This window comes from Pseudomonas sp. CIP-10 (assembly GCF_020911845.1).
GTDB classification, from domain to species: Bacteria; Pseudomonadota; Gammaproteobacteria; order Pseudomonadales; family Pseudomonadaceae; genus Aquipseudomonas; species Aquipseudomonas alloputida.
The window spans coordinates 5,160,001-5,178,458 of record NZ_CP087160.1 but is presented as its reverse complement, the minus strand read 5'-3'; the positions used below and the strand labels follow the sequence as shown (position 1 = coordinate 5,178,458).

The 18,458-nt window shown below is 61.9% G+C and carries 18 protein-coding genes; 15 read left to right on the top strand and 3 right to left on the bottom strand.

The window, feature by feature from the left end:
• The first annotated feature begins 134 nt into the window (after window positions 1-134).
• Both LMH93_RS23390 and sfsA read left to right on the top strand, forming a co-directional pair.
• Window positions 135-1,307: a pyridoxal phosphate-dependent aminotransferase gene (locus LMH93_RS23390; protein ID WP_047603402.1), complete on the top strand. Its 1,173-nt coding sequence runs from the start codon at window positions 135-137 to the stop codon at window positions 1,305-1,307.
• Window positions 1,307-2,020 carry a DNA/RNA nuclease SfsA gene (gene sfsA, locus LMH93_RS23385; protein ID WP_185279973.1) on the top strand — a complete coding sequence of 238 codons (714 nt, stop codon included), beginning with the start codon at window positions 1,307-1,309 and terminating at the stop codon, window positions 2,018-2,020. The genes LMH93_RS23390 and sfsA overlap by 1 nt, the downstream gene beginning before the upstream one ends.
• Here the strand turns inward: sfsA and LMH93_RS23380 are convergent.
• On the bottom strand, window positions 1,983-2,327 hold the full coding sequence (locus tag LMH93_RS23380; RefSeq protein WP_017147960.1) for a Rieske (2Fe-2S) protein: 345 nt from the start codon (window positions 2,325-2,327) through the stop codon (window positions 1,983-1,985). The two genes, sfsA and LMH93_RS23380, sit on opposite strands and share 38 nt — an antisense overlap.
• A 148-nt stretch (window positions 2,328-2,475) precedes the next feature.
• Here LMH93_RS23380 and LMH93_RS23375 point away from each other — a divergent pair, with 148 nt between their 5' ends.
• The 4 genes from LMH93_RS23375 (at window position 2,476) to LMH93_RS23360 (ending at window position 6,150) form a co-directional block, all read left to right on the top strand.
• Complete coding sequence (locus LMH93_RS23375) at window positions 2,476-3,360, top strand: heme/hemin ABC transporter substrate-binding protein (protein ID WP_060537782.1); 885 nt, start codon at window positions 2,476-2,478, stop codon at window positions 3,358-3,360.
• A gap of 50 nt (window positions 3,361-3,410) precedes the next feature.
• Window positions 3,411-4,394 carry a FecCD family ABC transporter permease gene (locus LMH93_RS23370; RefSeq protein ID WP_230065381.1) on the top strand — a complete coding sequence of 328 codons (984 nt, stop codon included), beginning with the start codon at window positions 3,411-3,413 and terminating at the stop codon, window positions 4,392-4,394.
• Window positions 4,394-5,161, top strand: a complete 768-nt coding sequence (locus tag LMH93_RS23365) for a heme ABC transporter ATP-binding protein (protein ID WP_003250021.1) — start codon at window positions 4,394-4,396, stop codon at window positions 5,159-5,161. The genes LMH93_RS23370 and LMH93_RS23365 overlap by 1 nt, the downstream gene beginning before the upstream one ends.
• A 104-nt stretch (window positions 5,162-5,265) precedes the next feature.
• The gene (locus tag LMH93_RS23360; RefSeq protein WP_060537778.1) at window positions 5,266-6,150 is read left to right on the top strand and encodes a ChaN family lipoprotein; all 885 of its coding nucleotides are present in this window, start codon (window positions 5,266-5,268) and stop codon (window positions 6,148-6,150) included.
• Window positions 6,151-6,331: 181 nt separating this feature from the next.
• On the opposite strand, the gene LMH93_RS23355 is transcribed toward LMH93_RS23360, so the two are convergent.
• Together LMH93_RS23355 and LMH93_RS23350 are read right to left on the bottom strand one after the other, a co-directional pair.
• Complete coding sequence (locus LMH93_RS23355; protein ID WP_003250025.1) at window positions 6,332-6,610, bottom strand: TfoX/Sxy family protein; 279 nt, start codon at window positions 6,608-6,610, stop codon at window positions 6,332-6,334.
• Window positions 6,611-6,767: 157 nt separating this feature from the next.
• On the bottom strand, window positions 6,768-8,330 hold the full coding sequence (locus LMH93_RS23350; protein WP_060537776.1) for a bifunctional aminoglycoside phosphotransferase/ATP-binding protein: 1,563 nt from the start codon (window positions 8,328-8,330) through the stop codon (window positions 6,768-6,770).
• 115 nt (window positions 8,331-8,445) lie between these two features.
• On the opposite strand from LMH93_RS23350, the gene mrcB reads away from it, so the two are divergent.
• The 9 genes from mrcB to msrQ all read left to right on the top strand — a co-directional run bounded on the left by mrcB (window position 8,446) and on the right by msrQ (window position 18,320).
• Entirely contained in the window at window positions 8,446-10,767 is a 2,322-nt protein-coding gene (mrcB, locus tag LMH93_RS23345; RefSeq protein ID WP_003250030.1) for a penicillin-binding protein 1B, read from the top strand.
• A 15-nt stretch (window positions 10,768-10,782) separates the two neighbouring features.
• Window positions 10,783-11,583 (top strand): tetratricopeptide repeat protein, encoded by an 801-nt coding sequence (locus tag LMH93_RS23340; RefSeq protein ID WP_060545840.1) that lies wholly within the window; start codon window positions 10,783-10,785, stop codon window positions 11,581-11,583.
• Window positions 11,583-11,915, top strand: coding sequence for a YqcC family protein (locus LMH93_RS23335; protein ID WP_003250034.1), 333 nt, complete (start codon window positions 11,583-11,585; stop codon window positions 11,913-11,915). Before LMH93_RS23340 ends, LMH93_RS23335 begins: the two co-directional genes overlap by 1 nt.
• A 408-nt stretch (window positions 11,916-12,323) precedes the next feature.
• Window positions 12,324-14,048 (top strand): acetolactate synthase 3 large subunit, encoded by a 1,725-nt coding sequence (locus LMH93_RS23330; protein ID WP_003250036.1) that lies wholly within the window; start codon window positions 12,324-12,326, stop codon window positions 14,046-14,048.
• Window position 14,049: 1 nt separating this feature from the next.
• Window positions 14,050-14,541, top strand: a complete 492-nt coding sequence (gene ilvN, locus LMH93_RS23325; protein WP_003250040.1) for an acetolactate synthase small subunit — start codon at window positions 14,050-14,052, stop codon at window positions 14,539-14,541.
• Window positions 14,542-14,597: 56 nt separating this feature from the next.
• Window positions 14,598-15,614: a ketol-acid reductoisomerase gene (ilvC, locus tag LMH93_RS23320; protein WP_003250043.1), complete on the top strand. Its 1,017-nt coding sequence runs from the start codon at window positions 14,598-14,600 to the stop codon at window positions 15,612-15,614.
• 150 nt (window positions 15,615-15,764) lie between these two features.
• Window positions 15,765-16,616, top strand: coding sequence for a CDP-diacylglycerol--serine O-phosphatidyltransferase (pssA, locus tag LMH93_RS23315; protein WP_003250045.1), 852 nt, complete (start codon window positions 15,765-15,767; stop codon window positions 16,614-16,616).
• Window positions 16,617-16,695: 79 nt separating this feature from the next.
• Complete coding sequence (msrP, locus tag LMH93_RS23310; protein WP_003250049.1) at window positions 16,696-17,709, top strand: protein-methionine-sulfoxide reductase catalytic subunit MsrP; 1,014 nt, start codon at window positions 16,696-16,698, stop codon at window positions 17,707-17,709.
• Complete coding sequence (msrQ, locus tag LMH93_RS23305; protein WP_230064643.1) at window positions 17,709-18,320, top strand: protein-methionine-sulfoxide reductase heme-binding subunit MsrQ; 612 nt, start codon at window positions 17,709-17,711, stop codon at window positions 18,318-18,320. The genes msrP and msrQ overlap by 1 nt, the downstream gene beginning before the upstream one ends.
• The last annotated feature ends 138 nt before the right edge of the window (window positions 18,321-18,458 follow it).

The following is an 18,458-nucleotide window of genomic DNA, read 5'->3' as shown; positions in this document are numbered from 1 at the left end:
GAGCCGCCGAACTTACCAGATAGATCGGGGGTGCGCTACCCCGCCCGATCCTGCTAATTGACACCGGCCTGAGCGGTACGTTCGGTGGTGTGCAGAGGTAGAATCTCCAGTTTAGACCCAATTGAGAGAAGGTCATGGCCCAACCCTACAGTGCGCGCAGCCGCGCCATCGAACCTTTCCACGTCATGGCGCTGCTGGCCCGGGCCAACGAGCTGCAGGCGGCCGGTCACGACGTGATCCACCTGGAAATCGGCGAACCGGATTTCACCACGGCCGCACCCATCGTTGCGGCCGGCCAGGCCGCGCTGGCCGCCGGGCACACGCGCTACACCGCTGCACGCGGTCTGCCGGCACTGCGTGAGGCAATTGCCGGCTTTTATGGGCAGCGCTATGGCCTGAACATCGACCCGGAACGCATCCTTATTACCCCAGGTGGCTCCGGCGCGCTGCTGCTGGCCAGCAGCCTGCTGGTGGACCCGGGCAAGCACTGGCTGCTGGCCGATCCGGGTTACCCGTGCAATCGCCACTTCCTGCGCCTGGTCGAGGGCGGGGCCCAATTGGTACCGGTGGGCCCGGATGTGAACTATCAGCTGACTGCCGACCTGGTTGAGCGCTACTGGGACAAGGACACCGTCGGTGCCCTGGTCGCTTCGCCGGCCAACCCGACCGGTACCGTGCTGGGGCGCGATGCGTTGGCCTGCCTGGCCAAATCCACCCATGAGCGGCATGGCCATCTGGTCGTGGACGAGATCTACCACGGCCTCACCTATGGCATGGACGCGCCGAGCGTGCTGGAAGTCGACGACTCGGCATTCGTCCTGAATAGTTTTTCCAAGTATTTCGGCATGACCGGTTGGCGCCTTGGCTGGTTGGTGGCCCCGCCCGGTGCGGTCGCCGACCTGGAGAAACTGGCGCAGAACCTGTACATCAGTGCGCCGAGCATGGCCCAGCATGCCGCGCTGGCCTGCTTCCAGCCCGAGGCGCTGGCCATTTTCGAAGAGCGCCGCGCCGAATTCGCCCGCCGTCGCGACTACCTGCTGCCCGCCCTGCGTGAACTGGGCTTCCGCATTGCCGTCGAGCCGCAAGGCGCGTTCTACCTGTATGCCGATATCAGTGCTTTCGGCGGGGATGCGTTCGCATTCTGCCGACACTTCCTGGAAACCCAGCACGTGGCGTTCACGCCGGGCCTGGACTTCGGTCGCCACCTGGCCGGGCACCATGTGCGCTTCGCTTACACCCAGAGCCTGCCGCGCCTGGAAGAAGCGGTGCAGCGTATTGCCCGTGGCCTGCAGAGCTGGCAAGGCTGATGCGTTTCTCTCCTTCACTCGAGCAGGGCCGCCTGTTGCGTCGCTACAAGCGCTTTCTGGCCGATATCGAACTGGCCAGCGGCGAGCAAATGACTATCCACTGCCCAAATACCGGCTCCATGCTCAACTGCATGCGTGAAGGTGGGCAGGTGTGGTTCAGCCGCTCCAACGACCCCAAGCGCAAGCTGCCAGGGACCTGGGAAATCAGCGAAACCCCCCAGGGGCGGTTGGCCTGCGTGAATACCGGGCGGGCCAATGCGTTAGTCGAAGAGGCCCTGCGCGCCGGCACAATCACTGAACTGGCCGGTTTCACTGCACTCAAGCGCGAAGTGGCCTATGGCGAAGAAGGCAGCCGTATCGACTTTCGCCTGGAATTCGAGGGTGCCCCGGCCTATGTCGAGGTCAAGAGTGTGACGCTGGGCTACCCCGACACTGCAGTTGCGGCCTTCCCTGATGCGGTGACTCAACGCGGTGCGAAACACCTGCGCGAGCTGGCAAAGCTGGCCCGGCAGGGCGTGCGGGCCGTGCAGCTGTATTGCGTGAACCTGACCGGTATCGACGCTGTGCGCCCGGCTGAAGAAATTGATACGGCTTACGCCCAGGCGCTGCGTAGTGCCGTAGCGGACGGGGTGGAGGTGCTGGCCTATGGCACTCGGCTGGACGCCGAGGGTATCGTCATCGATCGTCGCTTGCCGGTGCTGCTGACCCCTTGAACCAGATGCCCTGGCTATCTTCGTGGCAGCCCAGGGGCTGCAGCTGCTCACCCTCACAGGGGCCTGCCACGCATTCGCCGCTTTCTATCAGGAACAGGGCACCGTGATGGGCGCAGTGGATGAGGCTGGCGCTGTCATCCAGAAACGCGTCCTCTGCCCAGTTCAGCGGGATGTCCCGGTGCGGGCAGCGGTTGCGGTACAGGTACACCTGGCCTTGGCGACGCACGCCGAACAGTTCGAGGCCGTCTACGCTGAAGGCGCGGCTTTGGCCCTCGGCCAGGCCGAGGGATGTACAAAGGAAGTGCATGGCAAGGATGACCCGTGAAACACGTGATGGCTTGACGCTCCAATGCGAATAATTATCAAATTGATCGCATTCGCTGCGCCCGGCTGCCTATGGTGCGCAGTTCCGCCGCTCGCCACAAGGCGTGTAGCCCGCCTTCAGAAGGAACCCGATGATGCGCCGTCCAGCTGCTTTTCTCGCTCTGTGTGCAAGCCTTGTGCTCTCTACCCAAGCCTTGGCAGCCGAGCTGCCGCAACGCTGGGTCAGCGCGGGTGGCGCCTTGAGCGAGTGGATAACCGCATTGGGAGGTGAAGCGCGCCTGGTCGGTGTGGACACTACCAGTCAGCACCCGGCCTCGTTGAAAGCCTTGCCCAGTGTGGGTTATCAGCGGCAACTGTCGGCCGAAGGCATCCTCAGCCTGCGCCCGGATGTGCTGGTGGGCACCGAGGAAATGGGGCCGCCACCGGTACTGGCGCAAATCCGCAAGGCCGGCGTGCGGGTCGAGTTGTTCTCCAGCAAGGCCGAGCTGCCGGCAGTGGATGAAAACCTCAGGCACCTGGGGCAGTTGCTCGGTGCAGAGCAGCAAGCGTCCGCGCTTGCTGCGGACTACCGCCAGCGGCTCGATGCGTTGCAGGCCAACGTCAAGCTGGCCCAGGCCGGGCAGCAGGCTCCTGGGGTGTTGCTGCTGGTCGGCCATGCCGGGGCCAAGCCGCTGATCGCCGGGCAAGGCACTGCCGGTGACTGGCTGTTGGGCCAGGCGGGTGGGCGTAACCTGGCCGCGCACCCAGGCTACAAGAACTTCTCCAACGAAGCGTTGGCGGCGCTTGACCCGGATGTGATCGTGTTTTCCGACCGGGCGCTGGCCGATGAACAGGCCTTGCAGGCGCTGTTGAAAGAAAACCCCGCGCTGGCTGCCTCGCGGGCCGTGCGTGAGAAACGCCTGGTCTCCTTGGACCCGACGCTGCTGGTCGGCGGGCTCGGGCCTCGGCTACCGGCGACCTTGCAGTCGCTGGCAGCCACCTTCTACCCGGCTGCTCAGGCCAGCTTCGCGCAATGAAACAGCGGGTCTCGCCACGTACGTTGTTCATTGGCCTGAGCCTGCTGTGCCTGTTCGCGATCTGGCTGTCACTGGCGCTGGGGCCAGTCAGCCTGCCAATGTTCGATACGCTGCGCGCTGGCCTGCGCCTTTTGGGGCTGCCCGTTTCCGAAGATGGCCTGCAGCAGGCCGAGATGATCCTTGGTCAGATCCGCCTGCCGCGCACCCTGTTGGGGTTGGCGGTGGGCGCGGTGCTGGCGCTGTCCGGGGTGGCCATGCAGGGGCTGTTCCGCAACCCGCTGGCCGACCCCGGGCTGGTAGGGGTTGCCGCCGGCGCCGCGATGGGGGCAGCGGTTGCCATTGTTGGCGGCGCCTGGTTTGGCGGCATGCCGGATGCTTTCGCGCCTTATCTGCTGTCGTTCTGCGCGTTTGTTGGCGGGCTTGGGGTAACTGCGCTGGTCTACCGCCTGGGGCGCCGCGATGGCCAGACCAACGTCGCCACGATGCTATTGGCTGGCGTGGCCATGACCGCGCTGGGGGGCGCGGCCGTGGGGCTGTTCTCTTACCTGGCCGATGACGCCACCTTGCGCACGCTGACGTTCTGGAACCTTGGCAGCCTCAATGGCGCCAGCTATGAGCGGCTGTGGCCATTGTTGCTGGTGGTGACAGGGGTAGCGGTGTGGCTGCCGCGCCGGGCCAAGGCGCTGAATGCCCTGTTGCTGGGTGAGTCGGAGGCCCGTCACCTGGGCGTTGACGTGGAGCGGCTCAAGCGTGAGCTGGTGTTCTGCACGGCGCTGGGCGTGGGGGCGGCAGTGGCGGCAGCCGGGTTGATCGGCTTCATCGGTCTGGTAGTGCCGCACCTGGTACGTCTGCTGGCCGGGCCTGATCACCGTGTGGTGCTGCCTGCCTCGCTGCTGGCCGGCGGTGTACTGATGTTGTTCGCCGACCTGGCGGCGCGGCTGCTGCTGGCGCCTGCCGAGCTGCCGATTGGTATCGTCACGGCCTTCATTGGTGCGCCGTTCTTCCTGTTCCTGCTGATGCGAGGGCGCGGCTGATGTTGCATGTAGAGGGCCTGTACCTGCGCAGGGGCAGCAATGAGGTGCTGCACGACATTCACCTGCAGTTGCCTCCGGGGCAGGTCGTGGGTGTGCTCGGTCCCAACGGTGCCGGCAAGAGCAGCCTCCTGAGTGTGCTGTGCGGTGAACTGGCGCCCGACCGCGGGCGGGTAACGCTGCAGGGCCGCCCGCTGGCCGATTGGGCCGGACAGGAACGGGCAAGGCGCCTGGCAGTGTTGCCGCAGGTGTCCAGCCTGGGTTTCTCGTTTCGGGTGGAGGAAGTGGTAGGCATGGGGCGCATGCCTCATGGCACCGGTCAGCGGCGCGATGCGGAAATCGTCGAAGCGGCGTTGCGGGCGGCAGATGCCTGGCACCTGGTAGAGCGCAGCTACCTGGCGCTTTCCGGTGGCGAGCGGCAACGGGTACACCTGGCCCGCGTGCTGGCGCAACTATGGCCGGGGGAGGAGGGCAGCACGTTGTTGCTCGACGAACCGACCTCGATGCTCGACCCGCTGCATCAGCACACCACCTTGGAAGCCGTACGCCGCTTCGCCGACTGCGGTGCTGCAGTGTTGGTGATCCTGCATGACCTGAACCTGGCAGCACGTTACTGTGACCGTATCCTGTTGCTGGAACAGGGGCGCTGCCACGCGTTTGCCACGCCCGAAGAGGCACTGACCCCAGCGGCACTGAAGGCGGTGTACGGTATTGACGTGTTGGTGCAGGCGCACCCCGAGCGCGGGCACCCGCTGATCATCACCCGTTGATGTTCTCAACGCGTGCATGGCCTTTGTGAAAGTGGCCTTGTCTTGCGACCGGCCCGGCCCCGGTGCAGGCCATTTAAAGTGTGGATGACATGGAGTAACTGCCGATGCGACACCCGATGCTGTCCGGTTTCTCGCTGTGCCTGGTACTGGCGATAGGCGGCTGTCAGGCCAGCCTGCCGCCGTTGCCCGCCTGGCAGAGCAGTGAAGGTCGCACGCACGCCGAGCTGGGAAAGATTGTCGACCTGTCCAATGAGCAGGTCATAAGTCCTGAAACGCTGGTGCAGCGCCTGGCTGATGCGCCCCGAGTGCTTGTCGGCGAGAAGCATGACAACCCTGACCATCACGCGCTGCAACTGTGGCTGCTGCGCGCTCTTCAAGGCCAGCGCACTCAGGGCAGCCTGTTGCTGGAGATGCTGCAGCCCAGCCAGCAATCGCGGGTGGACAAGCTGGTGGGGCAGCCTTTGCCGGAAGACTTGCCCAAGGCACTGGCCTGGCAGGAGGGCTGGGATTGGCAGTTGTACGGGCCGATTGTCACCGAAGCCTTGCAGCATCGGGTGACGTTGCTGGCCGCCAACCTTTCGCCCGACGAGATGCGTCAGGCCTATCGACAGCCGGCGCCGGTACAGGGCGAAAAGTCCAATGCACCCGCGGTAAAGGCTGCCTTGCTGGAACAGGTGCGCGCCGGGCATTGCGGGATGCTGCCGGAAAACCAGTTACCGGCGATGCTGGCCGTTCAGCAGCAGCGCGACCGGCGCATGGCCGAGCGCTTGCAGGCGGCACCGCAGCCGGCGCTGCTGTTTGCCGGGGCTTACCATGTGCGCAAGGACCTGGGCATACCCTTGCATCTGGCTGACCTGGGGGCGTCGGGGGAGAGCAAGGTTTTGCTGCTGGCTGAGGTGGGCGAGCGAGTCGAGCCTGGCGAGGCTGATTATGTGTGGTACACGGCGGCGATGCCGGAGCAGGATTATTGTGCGCAGCTGCGGCGTTGATCCTGAAAAAGCACAGGCAAAAAAAAGACCCGGCAAATTGCCGGGTCAATAACCGTGATTAGCCTGATGAGGAGATAATCTGAGAGTCCGAACCAGGGGCTCTTAGCTTATCCAACCAGTCTCGCGACCAGTTGTGATAATCATAACAATTCTCATTTAGCCGTCAATCCCTTTACCCCGATTATTTTGGTTTTTTTTGCGCAGGGTTTTTCGCGTCCAATTGTTGGTTGAGTGCTTCCTTGCGTTCGAGCGGCAAATCGTTCCAGTGCATGTCCAGCAGGGCGCCTTCAATGGCATACAACAGCACCTTCGATGCACGGAACCCTCGTGTCTTCACGGCCTGGTACGCACCCACCGCGCCCAGGCGGCGCAAATCCGATGCACTGTGGATGCCGGCTGCATGCAGCCACTGCGCAGACGTCTTGCCAAGGTTCTTCAGATGCTGCAATTCATCGTTCATCGAGCCTCCTTGCGATGGCTGAACGGGAATGGGGGATAAATCGCGAGCAGGTCTGAGAGGAGTGTAGCGGGCGTTGGGAAATATGCGGCTTTTTGCCATCGGGTGATGAGCGGCCTGTGCCTGCCCCTTCGCGGGCAGGCACAGGAAGATGACGAACTTACAGGCCAGGCAACCGCTGGCGAATCTGCTCGATCACTTGATCCATGCTGCCGGCAGCCTGGGTATCGACGCGGGTGCTGTGCACCAGCTCCTGCGCATCCAGCGCCTCACGGCTGGCCTGCTGGGCCTTGATCACCTCCAGCGTGGCATCCGAGGGGTCGCTGTTTTCAGCCTGGCGCTGCTCCAGCCAACTGGCGATGACCGCCTCTGGCGCGTGGCAGTCGAGGATGAGGAACGGCACGCCGGTCTGGCTGGCAACGTCTGCCGCAGCCTGACGCTGCTCACGCTTGAGGTAGGTGGCGTCCAGCACCACCGGGAAGCCGGCGCGCAGCACGGTCGCAGCTATCTCGTGCAGGCGCAGATAGGTCGCAGCGCTGGCGTCCTGGTCATAGATGCCTGTGCTCAGTTGGCCGGCGTCGGCCTGCTGTTGTTCGCCGAACAGGCGCTTGCGCTCTACGTCCGAACGCACGCGCACTGCACCCAAGGCCTCGACCAGGCGCATGGCCACGTGACTTTTGCCCACCGCCGAAACACCATGGGTGATGGCCAGCAGGCGCGACGGGATGGCGCTGTAACTTTCGGCCAGGTTGGCGTAGTTGCGGTAGGTGCGCAGGGTGGTGGCACGTTGCACGCCATCGGCGTCGGCCGGCATGCTGAACAGTGCGACCTTGGCCCGCACCAGCGCACGGTAGGCTTTGTAGAAGTTGAGCAGTTCCAGGCCTTCGTAATCCCCCGTCAGTTCCAGGTACTGGCTGATGAAGCGCCGGGCCAGGCATTTCAGGCCGCGGTCTTCCAGGTCCATGGCCAGGAAGGCGGTGTCGGCGTAGACGTCGGTCAGTCGGAAAGGCTCGTTGAATTCGATGCAATCGAAGATCACCACCTTGCCATCGATCAAGGTGGCGTTGCCCAGGTGAATGTCACCGTGGCACTCACGGATGAAGCCATTGGCCTTGCGCTTTTCCAGCAGCCCTTGCAGGCGCTCGAAGCTGCTGCGGGCCCAGGCCTGCAGGGCGTCAAGTTGCTGCAGATCGGCTTTGTCGCTGAGGAATGGGCGAATCTGCTCGAAGTTCTGCTCCACCGGGGCCATCACGCTGTCTGGCGTGCCCAGCGGGTGCTCCATCGGCACACGCGGAGCCTGAAGGTGAAAATCGGCAATCTGCCGGGCCATCTGGTCGATGTGCGTGGCGTTCAGTTCGCCATTGGCCTGCAGGGTGTTGAGCATCTGCCCCTGGGGGAACTGGCGCATTTTCAGCGCGTACTCGATGGCTACGCCTTCGCCACCGATCTGCGGTGCGTCGACGCTACCGGTGATGGGCAACACTTCCAGGTACAGGCCTTCGGTCAGGCGTTGGTTCAGGCGCAATTCTTCGTTACAGAAATGCTGGCGCTGGTCCAGTCCGGTGAAGTCCAGGAAGCCGAAATTCATCGGTTTCTTGATCTTGTAGGCGTATTCGCCAGTGAGCAGGACCCAGGAGATATGCGTCTCGATGAGCTGAAACCCCTCCACGGGGTGAGGGTACAGGGCAGGGTTCTGCAACGCAGTAATAAGAGCTTGGCTCACGGCAAATCCTTCCGGGGCAAGGGAATTCGAATGCGCCATTATGGTCAATGGTGCCGTCCCTGCCTACCGCCGGGCCGTCTGCCCAGCCTTTATAAAGTGCGTATAATCCGCCGCCATGACCCGAACCCGAAATCCCCGCACCCCTCAGAAACGCCCGACCGGCCGCTCCCGCGCCTGGCTGGGCTGGGCTTTGAAGCTCAGCCTGGTTGGCCTGGTGATCGTCGCCGGCTTCGCGGTTTACCTCGATGCCGTCGTCCAGGAAAAGTTCTCCGGCAAGCGCTGGACCATTCCGGCCAAAGTGTATGCCCGACCGCTGGAGCTGTTCACCGGCCAGAAGTTGAGCAAGAACGACTTCCTCACCGAGCTCGATGCGCTCGGCTACCGTCGCGAAAGCGCGGCCAACGGCCCGGGCGCTGCGTCCGTCAGCGGCAATACCGTCGACCTCAATACCCGTGGCTTCCAGTTCTACGAGGGCATGGAGCCGGCGCAGTTCGTCCGTGTACGCTTCTCTGGCGATTACGTTGCAGGCCTTTCCGGTGCCAACGGCAAGGCGCTTGACGTGGTGCGGCTGGAGCCGCTGATGATCGGCGGCATCTACCCGAAAAATCTCGAAGACCGCATCCTGATCAAGATTGATCAGGTACCCAAATATCTGCTCGAAACCTTGGTGGCCACGGAAGACCGCGAGTTTTACAGCCACTACGGCGTGTCGCCAAAGTCCATCGCCCGGGCCATGTGGGTCAACACGTCGTCCGGCTCGATGCGCCAGGGTGGCAGTACCCTGACCCAGCAGTTGGTGAAGAACTTCTACCTCAGCAGCGAGCGCAGCCTCAGCCGCAAGCTGACCGAGGCGATGATGGCGGTCCTGCTCGAACTGCACTACGACAAGCGCGAAATCCTTGAGGCTTACCTCAACGAGGTGTTCGTCGGCCAGGACGGTCAACGCGCGGTACACGGCTTTGGTCTGGCGAGCCAGTTCTTCTTCAGCCAGCCGCTGTCTGAGCTGAAACTGCATCAGATCGCCCTGCTGGTGGGCATGGTCAAAGGCCCGTCCTACTACAACCCACGGCGTCACCCCGAGCGTGCCCTGGCTCGCCGCAACCTGGTGCTCGACCTGGTGGCCGAGCAGGGCGTGGCCAGCCAGGCAGAAGTCGATGCGGCGAAGAAAATGCCGCTGGGCGTGACCAAGCGTGGCAGCCTGGCCGACAGCTCGTTCCCTGCCTTCCTCGACCTGGTCAAGCGACAGTTGCGCCAGGACTACCGCGACGAAGACTTGACCGAAGAAGGCCTGCGCATCTTTACCAGCTTCGACCCTATCCTGCAGATGAAGGCTGAAACCTCGATGAGCGAGACCTTCAAGCGCCTGGCGGGCCGCAAGGGGGCAGACGATGTCGAGGCGGCAATGGTCGTGACCAACCCTGAAACCGGTGAAGTACAGGCGCTGATCGGTAGCCGCCAGGCAGGTTTTGCCGGCTTCAACCGGGCCATCGATGCCGTACGGCCGATCGGCTCCCTGGTCAAACCGTCGGTATACCTGACTGCGCTGGAGCAGCCGAGCAAGTACACCCTGACCAGTTGGGTGCAGGACGAGCCATTTTCGGTCAAAGGGGCTGACGGCCAGGTCTGGCGCCCGCAAAACTATGACCGCCGCCCGCATGGCACTATCTACCTGTACCAGGGGCTGGCCAACTCTTACAACCTGTCGACCGCCAAGCTCGGCCTGGAAGTGGGTGTGCCGAACGTGATCAAGACCATTGGTCGTTTGGGCGTGAATGTCGACTGGCCAGCGTTTCCGGCCATGTTGCTGGGGGCGGGTGGCATGTCGCCGATGCAGGTCGCAACCATGTACCAGACCATCGCCAACGGCGGCTTCAACACGCCGATGCGCGGTATCCGCAGCGTGCTCACCGCCGAGGGCGAGCCGCTCAAGCGCTACCCGTTCCAGATCCAGCAAACCTTCGACCCGGGTGCCATTTACCTGGTGCAGAACGCCATGCAGCGTGTAATGCGCGAAGGTACAGGGCGTTCGGTGTACAACACCTTGCCACGCTCGCTGACTCTGGCGGGCAAGACCGGTACCAGTAACGACTCGCGTGACAGCTGGTTCTCCGGCTTCAGTCAGGATCTGCTGGCCGTGGTGTGGATGGGCCGTGACGATAACGGCAAGACACCGTTTACCGGCGCCACCGGCGCCTTGCAGGTGTGGACCAGCTTCATGAAGAAAGCCGACCCGCTGCCGCTGGATATGCCGCAACCGGATAACGTGGTGCAGGCCTGGATCGACCCTTACACAGGCCACGGGTCTGATGCCAGCTGTCCGGGAGCGGTGCAGATGCCGTATATTCGCGGGAGTGAGCCGCCGGCCGGCGCAACCTGTGGCGGCGAGCAGGACCCAGTCGAATCGGTAATGGACTGGGTCAAGGGCTGGATGAATTAAGCACAGGCTGCATTGATGAGGTGTGACGTGAACAAGTGGCTGTTTCCTGCCGTGACGGCGTTGGCTGTGCTCCAGGGGTGCTCCAGCGTCCCGCGTGGCAATATTCCGGTGGTCGACTCGAGCACCCGCGTGTCCAACAGCGAACGCGTGACGGCCAACCGCTCGGCGGGTGGCTATAACACCGGCACCGCCCAGGCGCAGACGCTGCCGGAGGATTCCGGTGTCACCGTGATGATCCCGCAGGGCGCAGGCGCATCGGGCATCCAGACATTCCCGGCGGGCAATGGCGCTGCGCCGATCAGTACCTCGCCGATCACCCCGGGGCCGATCAGTGCAGGGCCTGTCAGTTCGGCGCCGATGACCACCAATCCCAACCCGATTGCCGATGAACCCTTCGACATCGCTGCGATGAACAGCAACCCGCAAAGCGCCAGTGCGCCAACCGGTATTCCGCGCAGCGCCGCCGCCGGTGGCCTGTCGGCCGACGAGCAGCTGGACGGTCCTGTGCTGGCACTGCTGACCACTGCGAAGACGCAGCAGGGCAGTGGCGACTTCAACGGTGCCGCCTCTAGCCTGGAGCGTGCCCAGCGCATTGCTCCGCGTGAGCCGCAGGTGCTGTATCGCCTGGCCCAGGTGCGCCTCTCGCAAGGTGATGCGGCGCAGGCCGAGCAGTTGGCGCGCCGCGCCCTGACCTACGCCAACGGTCGCCCAAGCCTGCAGGCAGAGCTTTGGAACACGATCGCCCAGGCCCGTGAAAAGCAGGGTGACAGCGCCGGCGCTGCGCTGGCCCGGCAAAAGGCGCGGGTCAATTCGTGATGATCGAGCAACGCGTGCTGGATATTGCCGACCACCTGCTCTTGATCGAGCGCGAGCTGCAGGTGCAAGGCTGGTGGGATGACGAGCCGCCAAGCGACGAGGCACTGGCCAGTACGGTGCCGTTCGCCGTGGATACCCTCAGTTTTGAGCAGTGGCTGCAATGGATCTTCCTGCCACGCATGAAGATCATCATCGAGCTGGGCCACCCGCTGCCCAATGCATCGAGCATCCTTGTCATGGCCGAAACGGTGTTTACCGACCGGCCGGAGCAAAGTCGTGAGCTACGCCGCCTGTTGGCAGCTTTTGATCAATTGATCGCTCCTTCCGCCTGATTTCTTCAGTTTTTCCGTCAAGGGCCGCAGATTGTGGCCCTTTTTTTTGGAAATCTTCTTAATTCTGCTGCTGAAGCGATTTTTAGTGGTGGCAGGAATTCATCTTGAGGAAAAATTGGCAATAATTTTTCTTGACTTGTTGGCGCCGAATCACAAGAATCCAACTTCCGCTGTAGAGGGACTGCCAGAAGCAGACCCGCTAAGCAGATCATGAGGTGCACACCCGCGCCGACCTGTTACACCCCGCAACGCGTTACCTCGCGCTGGGTGGGAAACCCCCGCAACACTCTGGGGATTTCCCAATACTTGCTCAGTCAGTGCTGACGTTCGCTCATGCTCTGCTTGGCAGTAAACCTATTAAGACCCGTCCAGTGAGGGCGGTATTCTGGCGTTTTAGAGGTGAACAACGTGGAGCTTTTATCTGGCGCTGAGATGGTCGTCCGCTTTTTGCGTGACGAAGGCGTTAAGCACATCTACGGGTACCCTGGTGGTGCTCTCCTGCATGTTTACGACGCACTGTTCAAAGAACCGGAAGTGGAACACATCCTGGTTCGTCACGAGCAGGCGGCCACCCATATGGCGGACGGTTACGCTCGCGCCACCGGCAAGGCCGGTGTGGTGCTGGTAACCTCCGGTCCTGGCGCAACCAATGCCATTACCGGTATTGCCACCGCCTACATGGACTCGATTCCGATGGTCATTCTGTCCGGCCAGGTGCCTAGCACCATGGTGGGCACCGATGCCTTCCAGGAAACTGACATGATCGGTATCTCGCGGCCGATCGTGAAGCACAGCTTCATGATCAAGAATCCGACCGAGATCCCTGAAGTTCTGAAAAAAGCTTTCTACCTGGCGCAATCCGGTCGTCCAGGTCCAGTCGTGGTCGACATTCCAAAAGATATGACCAACCCGGCTGAGAAGTTCGAATACGTCTACCCGAAAAAGGTCAAGCTGCGCTCCTACAGCCCGGCGGTCCGTGGTCACTCCGGCCAGATCCGCAAGGCTGCCGAGATGCTTCTGGCGGCCAAGCGCCCGGTCGTCTACTCCGGTGGCGGTGTGATCCTTGGCGGTGGCTCCGAAGCCCTGACTGAAATCGCCAAGTCGCTGAACCTGCCGGTCACCAATACCCTGATGGGGTTGGGCGGCTTCCCGGGTACCGACCGCCAGTTCCTCGGCATGCTTGGCATGCATGGCAGCTACACCGCCAACATGGCCATGCACAATGCCGACGTCATCTTTGCCGTCGGTGCGCGTTTCGACGACCGCGTTGTAAACGGTCCGGCCAAGTTCTGCCCTAACGCCAAGATCATCCACATCGACATCGACCCGGCGTCGATCTCGAAGATGATCAAGGCCGACGTGCCAATCGTCGGCCCGGTCGACAGCGTGCTCAGCGAAATGCTCGGCATCCTCAAGGAAATCGGCGAGCAGCCTGACAAGGCTTCGCTGGATGCCTGGTGGAAGCAGATTGACGAATGGCGTGGCAATGGCGAGTTGTTCCCTTACGACAAGGGCGATGGCAACGTCATCAAACCGCAAAAAGTCATCGAGACACTGTGTGAAGTGACCAATGGCGATGCCTTCGTCACTTCCGACGTGGGCCAGCATCAGATGTTTGCCGCGCAGTACTACCGCTTCAACAAGCCAAACCGCTGGATCAACTCCGGTGGCCTGGGCACCATGGGCTTCGGCTTCCCGGCGGCGATGGGCGTCAAGCTCAACTTCCCGGATCAGGACGTGGCCTGTGTGACCGGCGAAGGCAGCATCCAGATGAACATCCAGGAGCTGTCCACCTGCATGCAATACGGCCTGCCGGTGAAGATCGTCAACCTGAACAACGGTGTGTTGGGCATGGTTCGCCAGTGGCAGGACATGGCCTACAACGGTCGTCACTCGCACTCGTACGTCGAGTCGCTGCCTGACTTCATCAAGCTGGCCGAGGCCTATGGCCATGTGGGTATCCGCATCACCAGCCTGAAGGACCTCAAGCCGAAGCTGGAAGAAGCGTTTGCGATGAAGGACCGTCTGGTGTTCATCGACATCGCGGTTGACCGCAGTGAGCACGTCTATCCGATGCAGATCAAGGATGGCTCGATGCGTGACATGTGGCTGAGCAAGACGGAGCGTACCTGATATGCGGCACATCATTTCCCTGCTGCTGGAAAACGAACCAGGTGCGTTGTCCCGCGTGGTCGGCCTGTTCTCCCAGCGCAACTACAACATTGAAAGCCTGACTGTAGCGCCAACCGAAGACCCGACCCTGTCGCGTCTGACGCTGACCACCGTTGGCCATGACGAAGTGATCGAACAGATCACCAAGAACCTGAACAAGCTGGTCGAAGTGGTCAAGCTTGTCGACCTGTCGGAAAGCGCTCACATCGAGCGTGAACTGATGCTGGTCAAGGTCAAGGCCACCGGTGCCCAGCGTGCCGAGATCAAGCGCACCACGGATATCTTCCGTGGCCAGATCGTCGACGTGACCGCCAGCGTGTACACCGTGCAGCTGAGCGGTACCAGCGACAAACTGGACAGCTTCATCCAGGCGATCGGCACTGCATCGATTCTGGAAACCGTGCGCAGCGGCGTTACCGGCATTGCCCGTGGCGACAAAGTGCTCAGCATCTAAATCCAAAAAATTAGCGATGGCTCCGCAGGGGCCGAGATATAACCAGGGGTATTTTCATGAAAGTTTTCTACGATAAAGACTGCGACCTTTCCATCATCCAGGGTAAGAAAGTCGCCATCATCGGTTACGGCTCCCAGGGCCACGCTCAGGCGTGCAACCTGAAAGACTCCGGTGTAGACGTTACCGTCGGTCTGCGTAAAGGTTCGGCTACCGTTGCCAAGGCTGAAGCCCACGGCCTGAAAGTTGCCGATGTTGCTACCGCTGTCGCTGCGGCTGACCTGGTCATGATCCTGACCCCGGACGAGTTCCAGGGCGCTCTGTACAAGAACGAAATCGAGCCGAACATCAAGAAGGGCGCTACCCTGGCCTTCTCTCACGGTTTCTCGATCCACTACAACCAGGTTGTTCCGCGTGCCGACCTCGACGTGATCATGATCGCGCCGAAAGCCCCGGGCCACACCGTTCGCTCCGAGTTCGTCAAAGGCGGCGGCATCCCTGACCTGATCGCTATCTACCAGGACGCTTCCGGCAACGCCAAGAACGTCGCACTGTCCTACGCTTCGGGCGTGGGTGGTGGCCGTACCGGTATCATCGAAACTACCTTCAAGGACGAAACCGAAACCGACCTGTTCGGTGAGCAGGCTGTTCTGTGTGGCGGTACCGTCGAGCTGGTCAAAGCCGGTTTCGAAACCCTGGTCGAAGCTGGCTACGCGCCGGAAATGGCCTACTTCGAGTGCCTGCACGAGCTGAAACTGATCGTAGACCTCATGTACGAAGGCGGCATCGCCAACATGAACTACTCGATCTCCAACAACGCCGAATACGGTGAGTACGTCACTGGCCCGGAAGTCATCAACGAAGAATCCCGCAAGGCCATGCGCAATGCCCTGAAGCGCATCCAGGACGGCGAGTACGCGAAGATGTTCATCTCCGAAGGTGCTACCAACTACCCATCGATGACCGCCAAGCGCCGCAACAACGCCGCTCACGGCATCGAAATCATCGGCGAGCAGCTGCGCTCGATGATGCCGTGGATCTCGGCTAACAAAATCGTCGACAAGACCAAGAACTAAGTCTTATCGAAAGATGAAAAACGCGGCTTCGGCCGCGTTTTTTCGTTCTGGCATCCAGCTTCTGGTATAAAGCAGACCAGTGGCTCGCTGTCAGAACCTGTTTCGCGGGCCCGTGTCGAACATTTTCCATCCTGTTGCAAGGTACCCTCCATGAGCGAACGTCCCGAAGAGCCGAACAAGCCCTCCGACGCCGAAAGCCTGCTACCTGTCGATGAGCACGTTGAAGAAGGGCATGACGCCGAAGGCCGCAAGGTGCGCCACCGCGGCATCTACCTGCTGCCCAACCTGTTTACCACCGCCAACCTGTTTGCCGGTTTCTATTCCATCATCAGCTCGATGAGCGCACAGAGCGCCCTGAGTGCCGGCGACCCGCGCGAGGCGAGCAAGTACTTCGCTTTTGCCGCTATCGCCATCTTCGTGGCCATGGTGCTCGACGGCCTGGACGGCCGCGTTGCGCGCATGACCAATACCCAGAGTGCCTTCGGTGCCGAGTATGACTCGCTGTCGGATATGGTCGCCTTCGGCGTGGCCCCGGCTTTGCTGGCCTTCGGCTGGGCGCTGGGTGACATGGGCAAGGTCGGCTGGATGGTTGCTTTCATCTATGTGGCCGGCGCCGCGTTGCGCCTGGCGCGCTTCAATACCCAGGTCGGTACCGCCGACAAGCGCTACTTCATCGGCCTGGCCAGCCCGGCTGCCGCAGGTGTGGTGGCGGGCACCGTATGGGCGTTCAGCGACTACGGCATCCAGGGCTCCAAGCTGTCGTTCCTGGTCGCGCTGCTGGTGGCTGCTGCTGGCATGCTGATGGTCAGCAACATCAAGTACAACAGTTTCAAGGAGCTGGACCTCAAGGGGCGTGTCCCGTTCGTGGCGATCCTGGCGGTGGTGCTGGTGTTTGCCGTCGTGTTCAGCGACCCGCCGCGTATCCTGCTGTTGATCTTCCTTGCCTATGCAGCATCGGGGCCGATCCAGTTCCTGCTGAAGGCTCGCCGTCGCAAAGCGTGAAAATCACTTAACGCTGGAATAACCTCACGGCTCCATAGTCTTACTGGTACATCCGTTACTCAGTGCTATGGAGCCGTTCATGCTTATAAAGCTTCCCAGGTCTTCCGAGTGCAAGGCGTCGGAGATCACCCCCGAAGGCATTTACCTTTCCCGTCGTACCCTGCTGGGTGGCTCATTGGCTGGCTTGGCGCTAGGCGCATTGCCGGGCGGGGTGGGCGCGGCGCAAATGTCGCGTTATGCCGATGTGCAGGCTGGGGCCGCGCCGGCCTGGTTCACTGACAAGCTCGCGGCCACGCGCTGGCAAGCGGTGACGGTGAAGGACGAGGCGATTACGCCGTTCAAGGACGCCACTCACTACAACAACTTCTACGAGTTCGGGCCCGACAAGGGCGACCCGGCGGCCAATGGCGACAGCCTGAAGACCGAACCGTGGTCCATTGTGGTGGATGGTGAGGTTGGCAAGCCCGGACGCTATGCACTGGAGGACTTCGTCAAACCCTATCAGCTTGAGGAGCGGATCTATCGGCTGCGCTGCGTAGAGGCGTGGTCGATGGTCATTCCGTGGCTGGGGTTCCCTTTGGCTCAGGTGCTCAAGCAGGTCGAGCCGACTTCCAGTGCGCGTTATGTGCGTTTCGAAACGCTGAAGGATCCGCAGCATATGCCGGGGCAGCGTTCTGGCTTCGCCTTGATCGACTGGCCTTATAGAGAAGGGTTGCGCCTGGATGAGGCGATGCACCCGCTGGCAATTCTCGCAGTGGGTATGTACGGGCGGGAACTGCCCAACCAGAACGGTGCGCCGTTGCGTTTGGTGGTGCCTTGGAAGTATGGCTTCAAGAGCATCAAGTCGATTGTGCGCATCAGCCTGGTAGCGGAGCAGCCCGGCACTACCTGGGAAGGGCTGGCGCCGGATGAATATGGTTTCTACGCCAATGTGAACCCGACAGTCGACCACCCGCGCTGGAGCCAGGCGCGCGAACGTCGCTTGCCCAGCGGGTTGTTCAGCCCCAATGTGCGGGAGACGCAGATGTTCAATGGCTATGCTGATGAAGTGGCGTCGCTGTATACCGGGCTCGATCTGCGGAAGAACTACTGATGCGTTACCCCTGGTTTCGCTTGGCCATCTTTGTAGTAGGCTGCCTGTTCCCGGTGTGGTGGCTATATGAAGCGGCGATGAACCTGCTGGGGCCTGATCCCGGGAAGATCATGATGGATCGCCTTGGGCTTGGGGCGCTTACCTTCCTGTTGGTGACCTTGAGCATGACGCCACTGCAGAAGCTGACGGGCTGGTCTGGCTGGATCGTGGTTCGCCGGCAGCTGGGGTTATGGGTGTTCGCCTATATAGTGCTGCATATTCTGGCCTACCTGTTTTTCATTCTAGGGTTGGATTGGGGGCAGTTGGCGGTGGAGTTGCGCAAGCGCCCCTACATTATTGTGGGGGCGCTGGGGTTCTTGGGGTTGCTGGCGCTGGCGGTCACCTCGAACCGGTACAGCCAACGGCGGCTGGGGGCGCGGTGGAAGAAGCTGCACAGGTTGGTGTACGCGGTGCTTGGGTTGGGCTTGCTGCATTTCCTGTGGATCGTGCGTTCCGACCTTCGGGAATGGGCGATCTATGCGTTTATTGGGGCTGTGTTGATGGTCTTTCGGATACCTGCTGTTGCGCGGGCGCTTCCCAGGGTTGTCAGGAAGCAGGGTAGGGCGGTTTGAGAGAGGGATGGGGCTGCCAAGGGCCTGTCTTGAGCTAGCAATGGCTGTGGGAGGGTGCCCGCCTTTGTTTCTCTGGCGCCAGCGAGATCGAGCGCCGCGCGCGTCCGGCTTGAGACATTCAGCGCCTATGAGATCGGG

Bases quoted from the DNA above. Each gene is read 5' to 3' on its own strand.
- LMH93_RS23390 (WP_047603402.1), top strand. From the start codon at position 135: ATGGCCCAACCCTACAGTGCGCGCAGCCGCGCCATCGAACCTTTCCAC.
- sfsA (WP_185279973.1), top strand. From the start codon at position 1,307: ATGCGTTTCTCTCCTTCACTCGAGCAGGGCCGCCTGTTGCGTCGCTAC.
- LMH93_RS23380 (WP_017147960.1), bottom strand. From the start codon at position 2,327: ATGCACTTCCTTTGTACATCCCTCGGCCTGGCCGAGGGCCAAAGCCGC.
- LMH93_RS23375 (WP_060537782.1), top strand. From the start codon at position 2,476: ATGATGCGCCGTCCAGCTGCTTTTCTCGCTCTGTGTGCAAGCCTTGTG.
- LMH93_RS23365 (WP_003250021.1), top strand. From the start codon at position 4,394: ATGTTGCATGTAGAGGGCCTGTACCTGCGCAGGGGCAGCAATGAGGTG.
- LMH93_RS23360 (WP_060537778.1), top strand. From the start codon at position 5,266: ATGCGACACCCGATGCTGTCCGGTTTCTCGCTGTGCCTGGTACTGGCG.
- LMH93_RS23355 (WP_003250025.1), bottom strand. From the start codon at position 6,610: ATGAACGATGAATTGCAGCATCTGAAGAACCTTGGCAAGACGTCTGCG.
- mrcB (WP_003250030.1), top strand. From the start codon at position 8,446: ATGACCCGAACCCGAAATCCCCGCACCCCTCAGAAACGCCCGACCGGC.
- LMH93_RS23340 (WP_060545840.1), top strand. From the start codon at position 10,783: ATGAGGTGTGACGTGAACAAGTGGCTGTTTCCTGCCGTGACGGCGTTG.
- LMH93_RS23335 (WP_003250034.1), top strand. From the start codon at position 11,583: ATGATCGAGCAACGCGTGCTGGATATTGCCGACCACCTGCTCTTGATC.
- ilvN (WP_003250040.1), top strand. From the start codon at position 14,050: ATGCGGCACATCATTTCCCTGCTGCTGGAAAACGAACCAGGTGCGTTG.
- ilvC (WP_003250043.1), top strand. From the start codon at position 14,598: ATGAAAGTTTTCTACGATAAAGACTGCGACCTTTCCATCATCCAGGGT.
- pssA (WP_003250045.1), top strand. From the start codon at position 15,765: ATGAGCGAACGTCCCGAAGAGCCGAACAAGCCCTCCGACGCCGAAAGC.
- msrP (WP_003250049.1), top strand. From the start codon at position 16,696: ATGCTTATAAAGCTTCCCAGGTCTTCCGAGTGCAAGGCGTCGGAGATC.
- msrQ (WP_230064643.1), top strand. From the start codon at position 17,709: ATGCGTTACCCCTGGTTTCGCTTGGCCATCTTTGTAGTAGGCTGCCTG.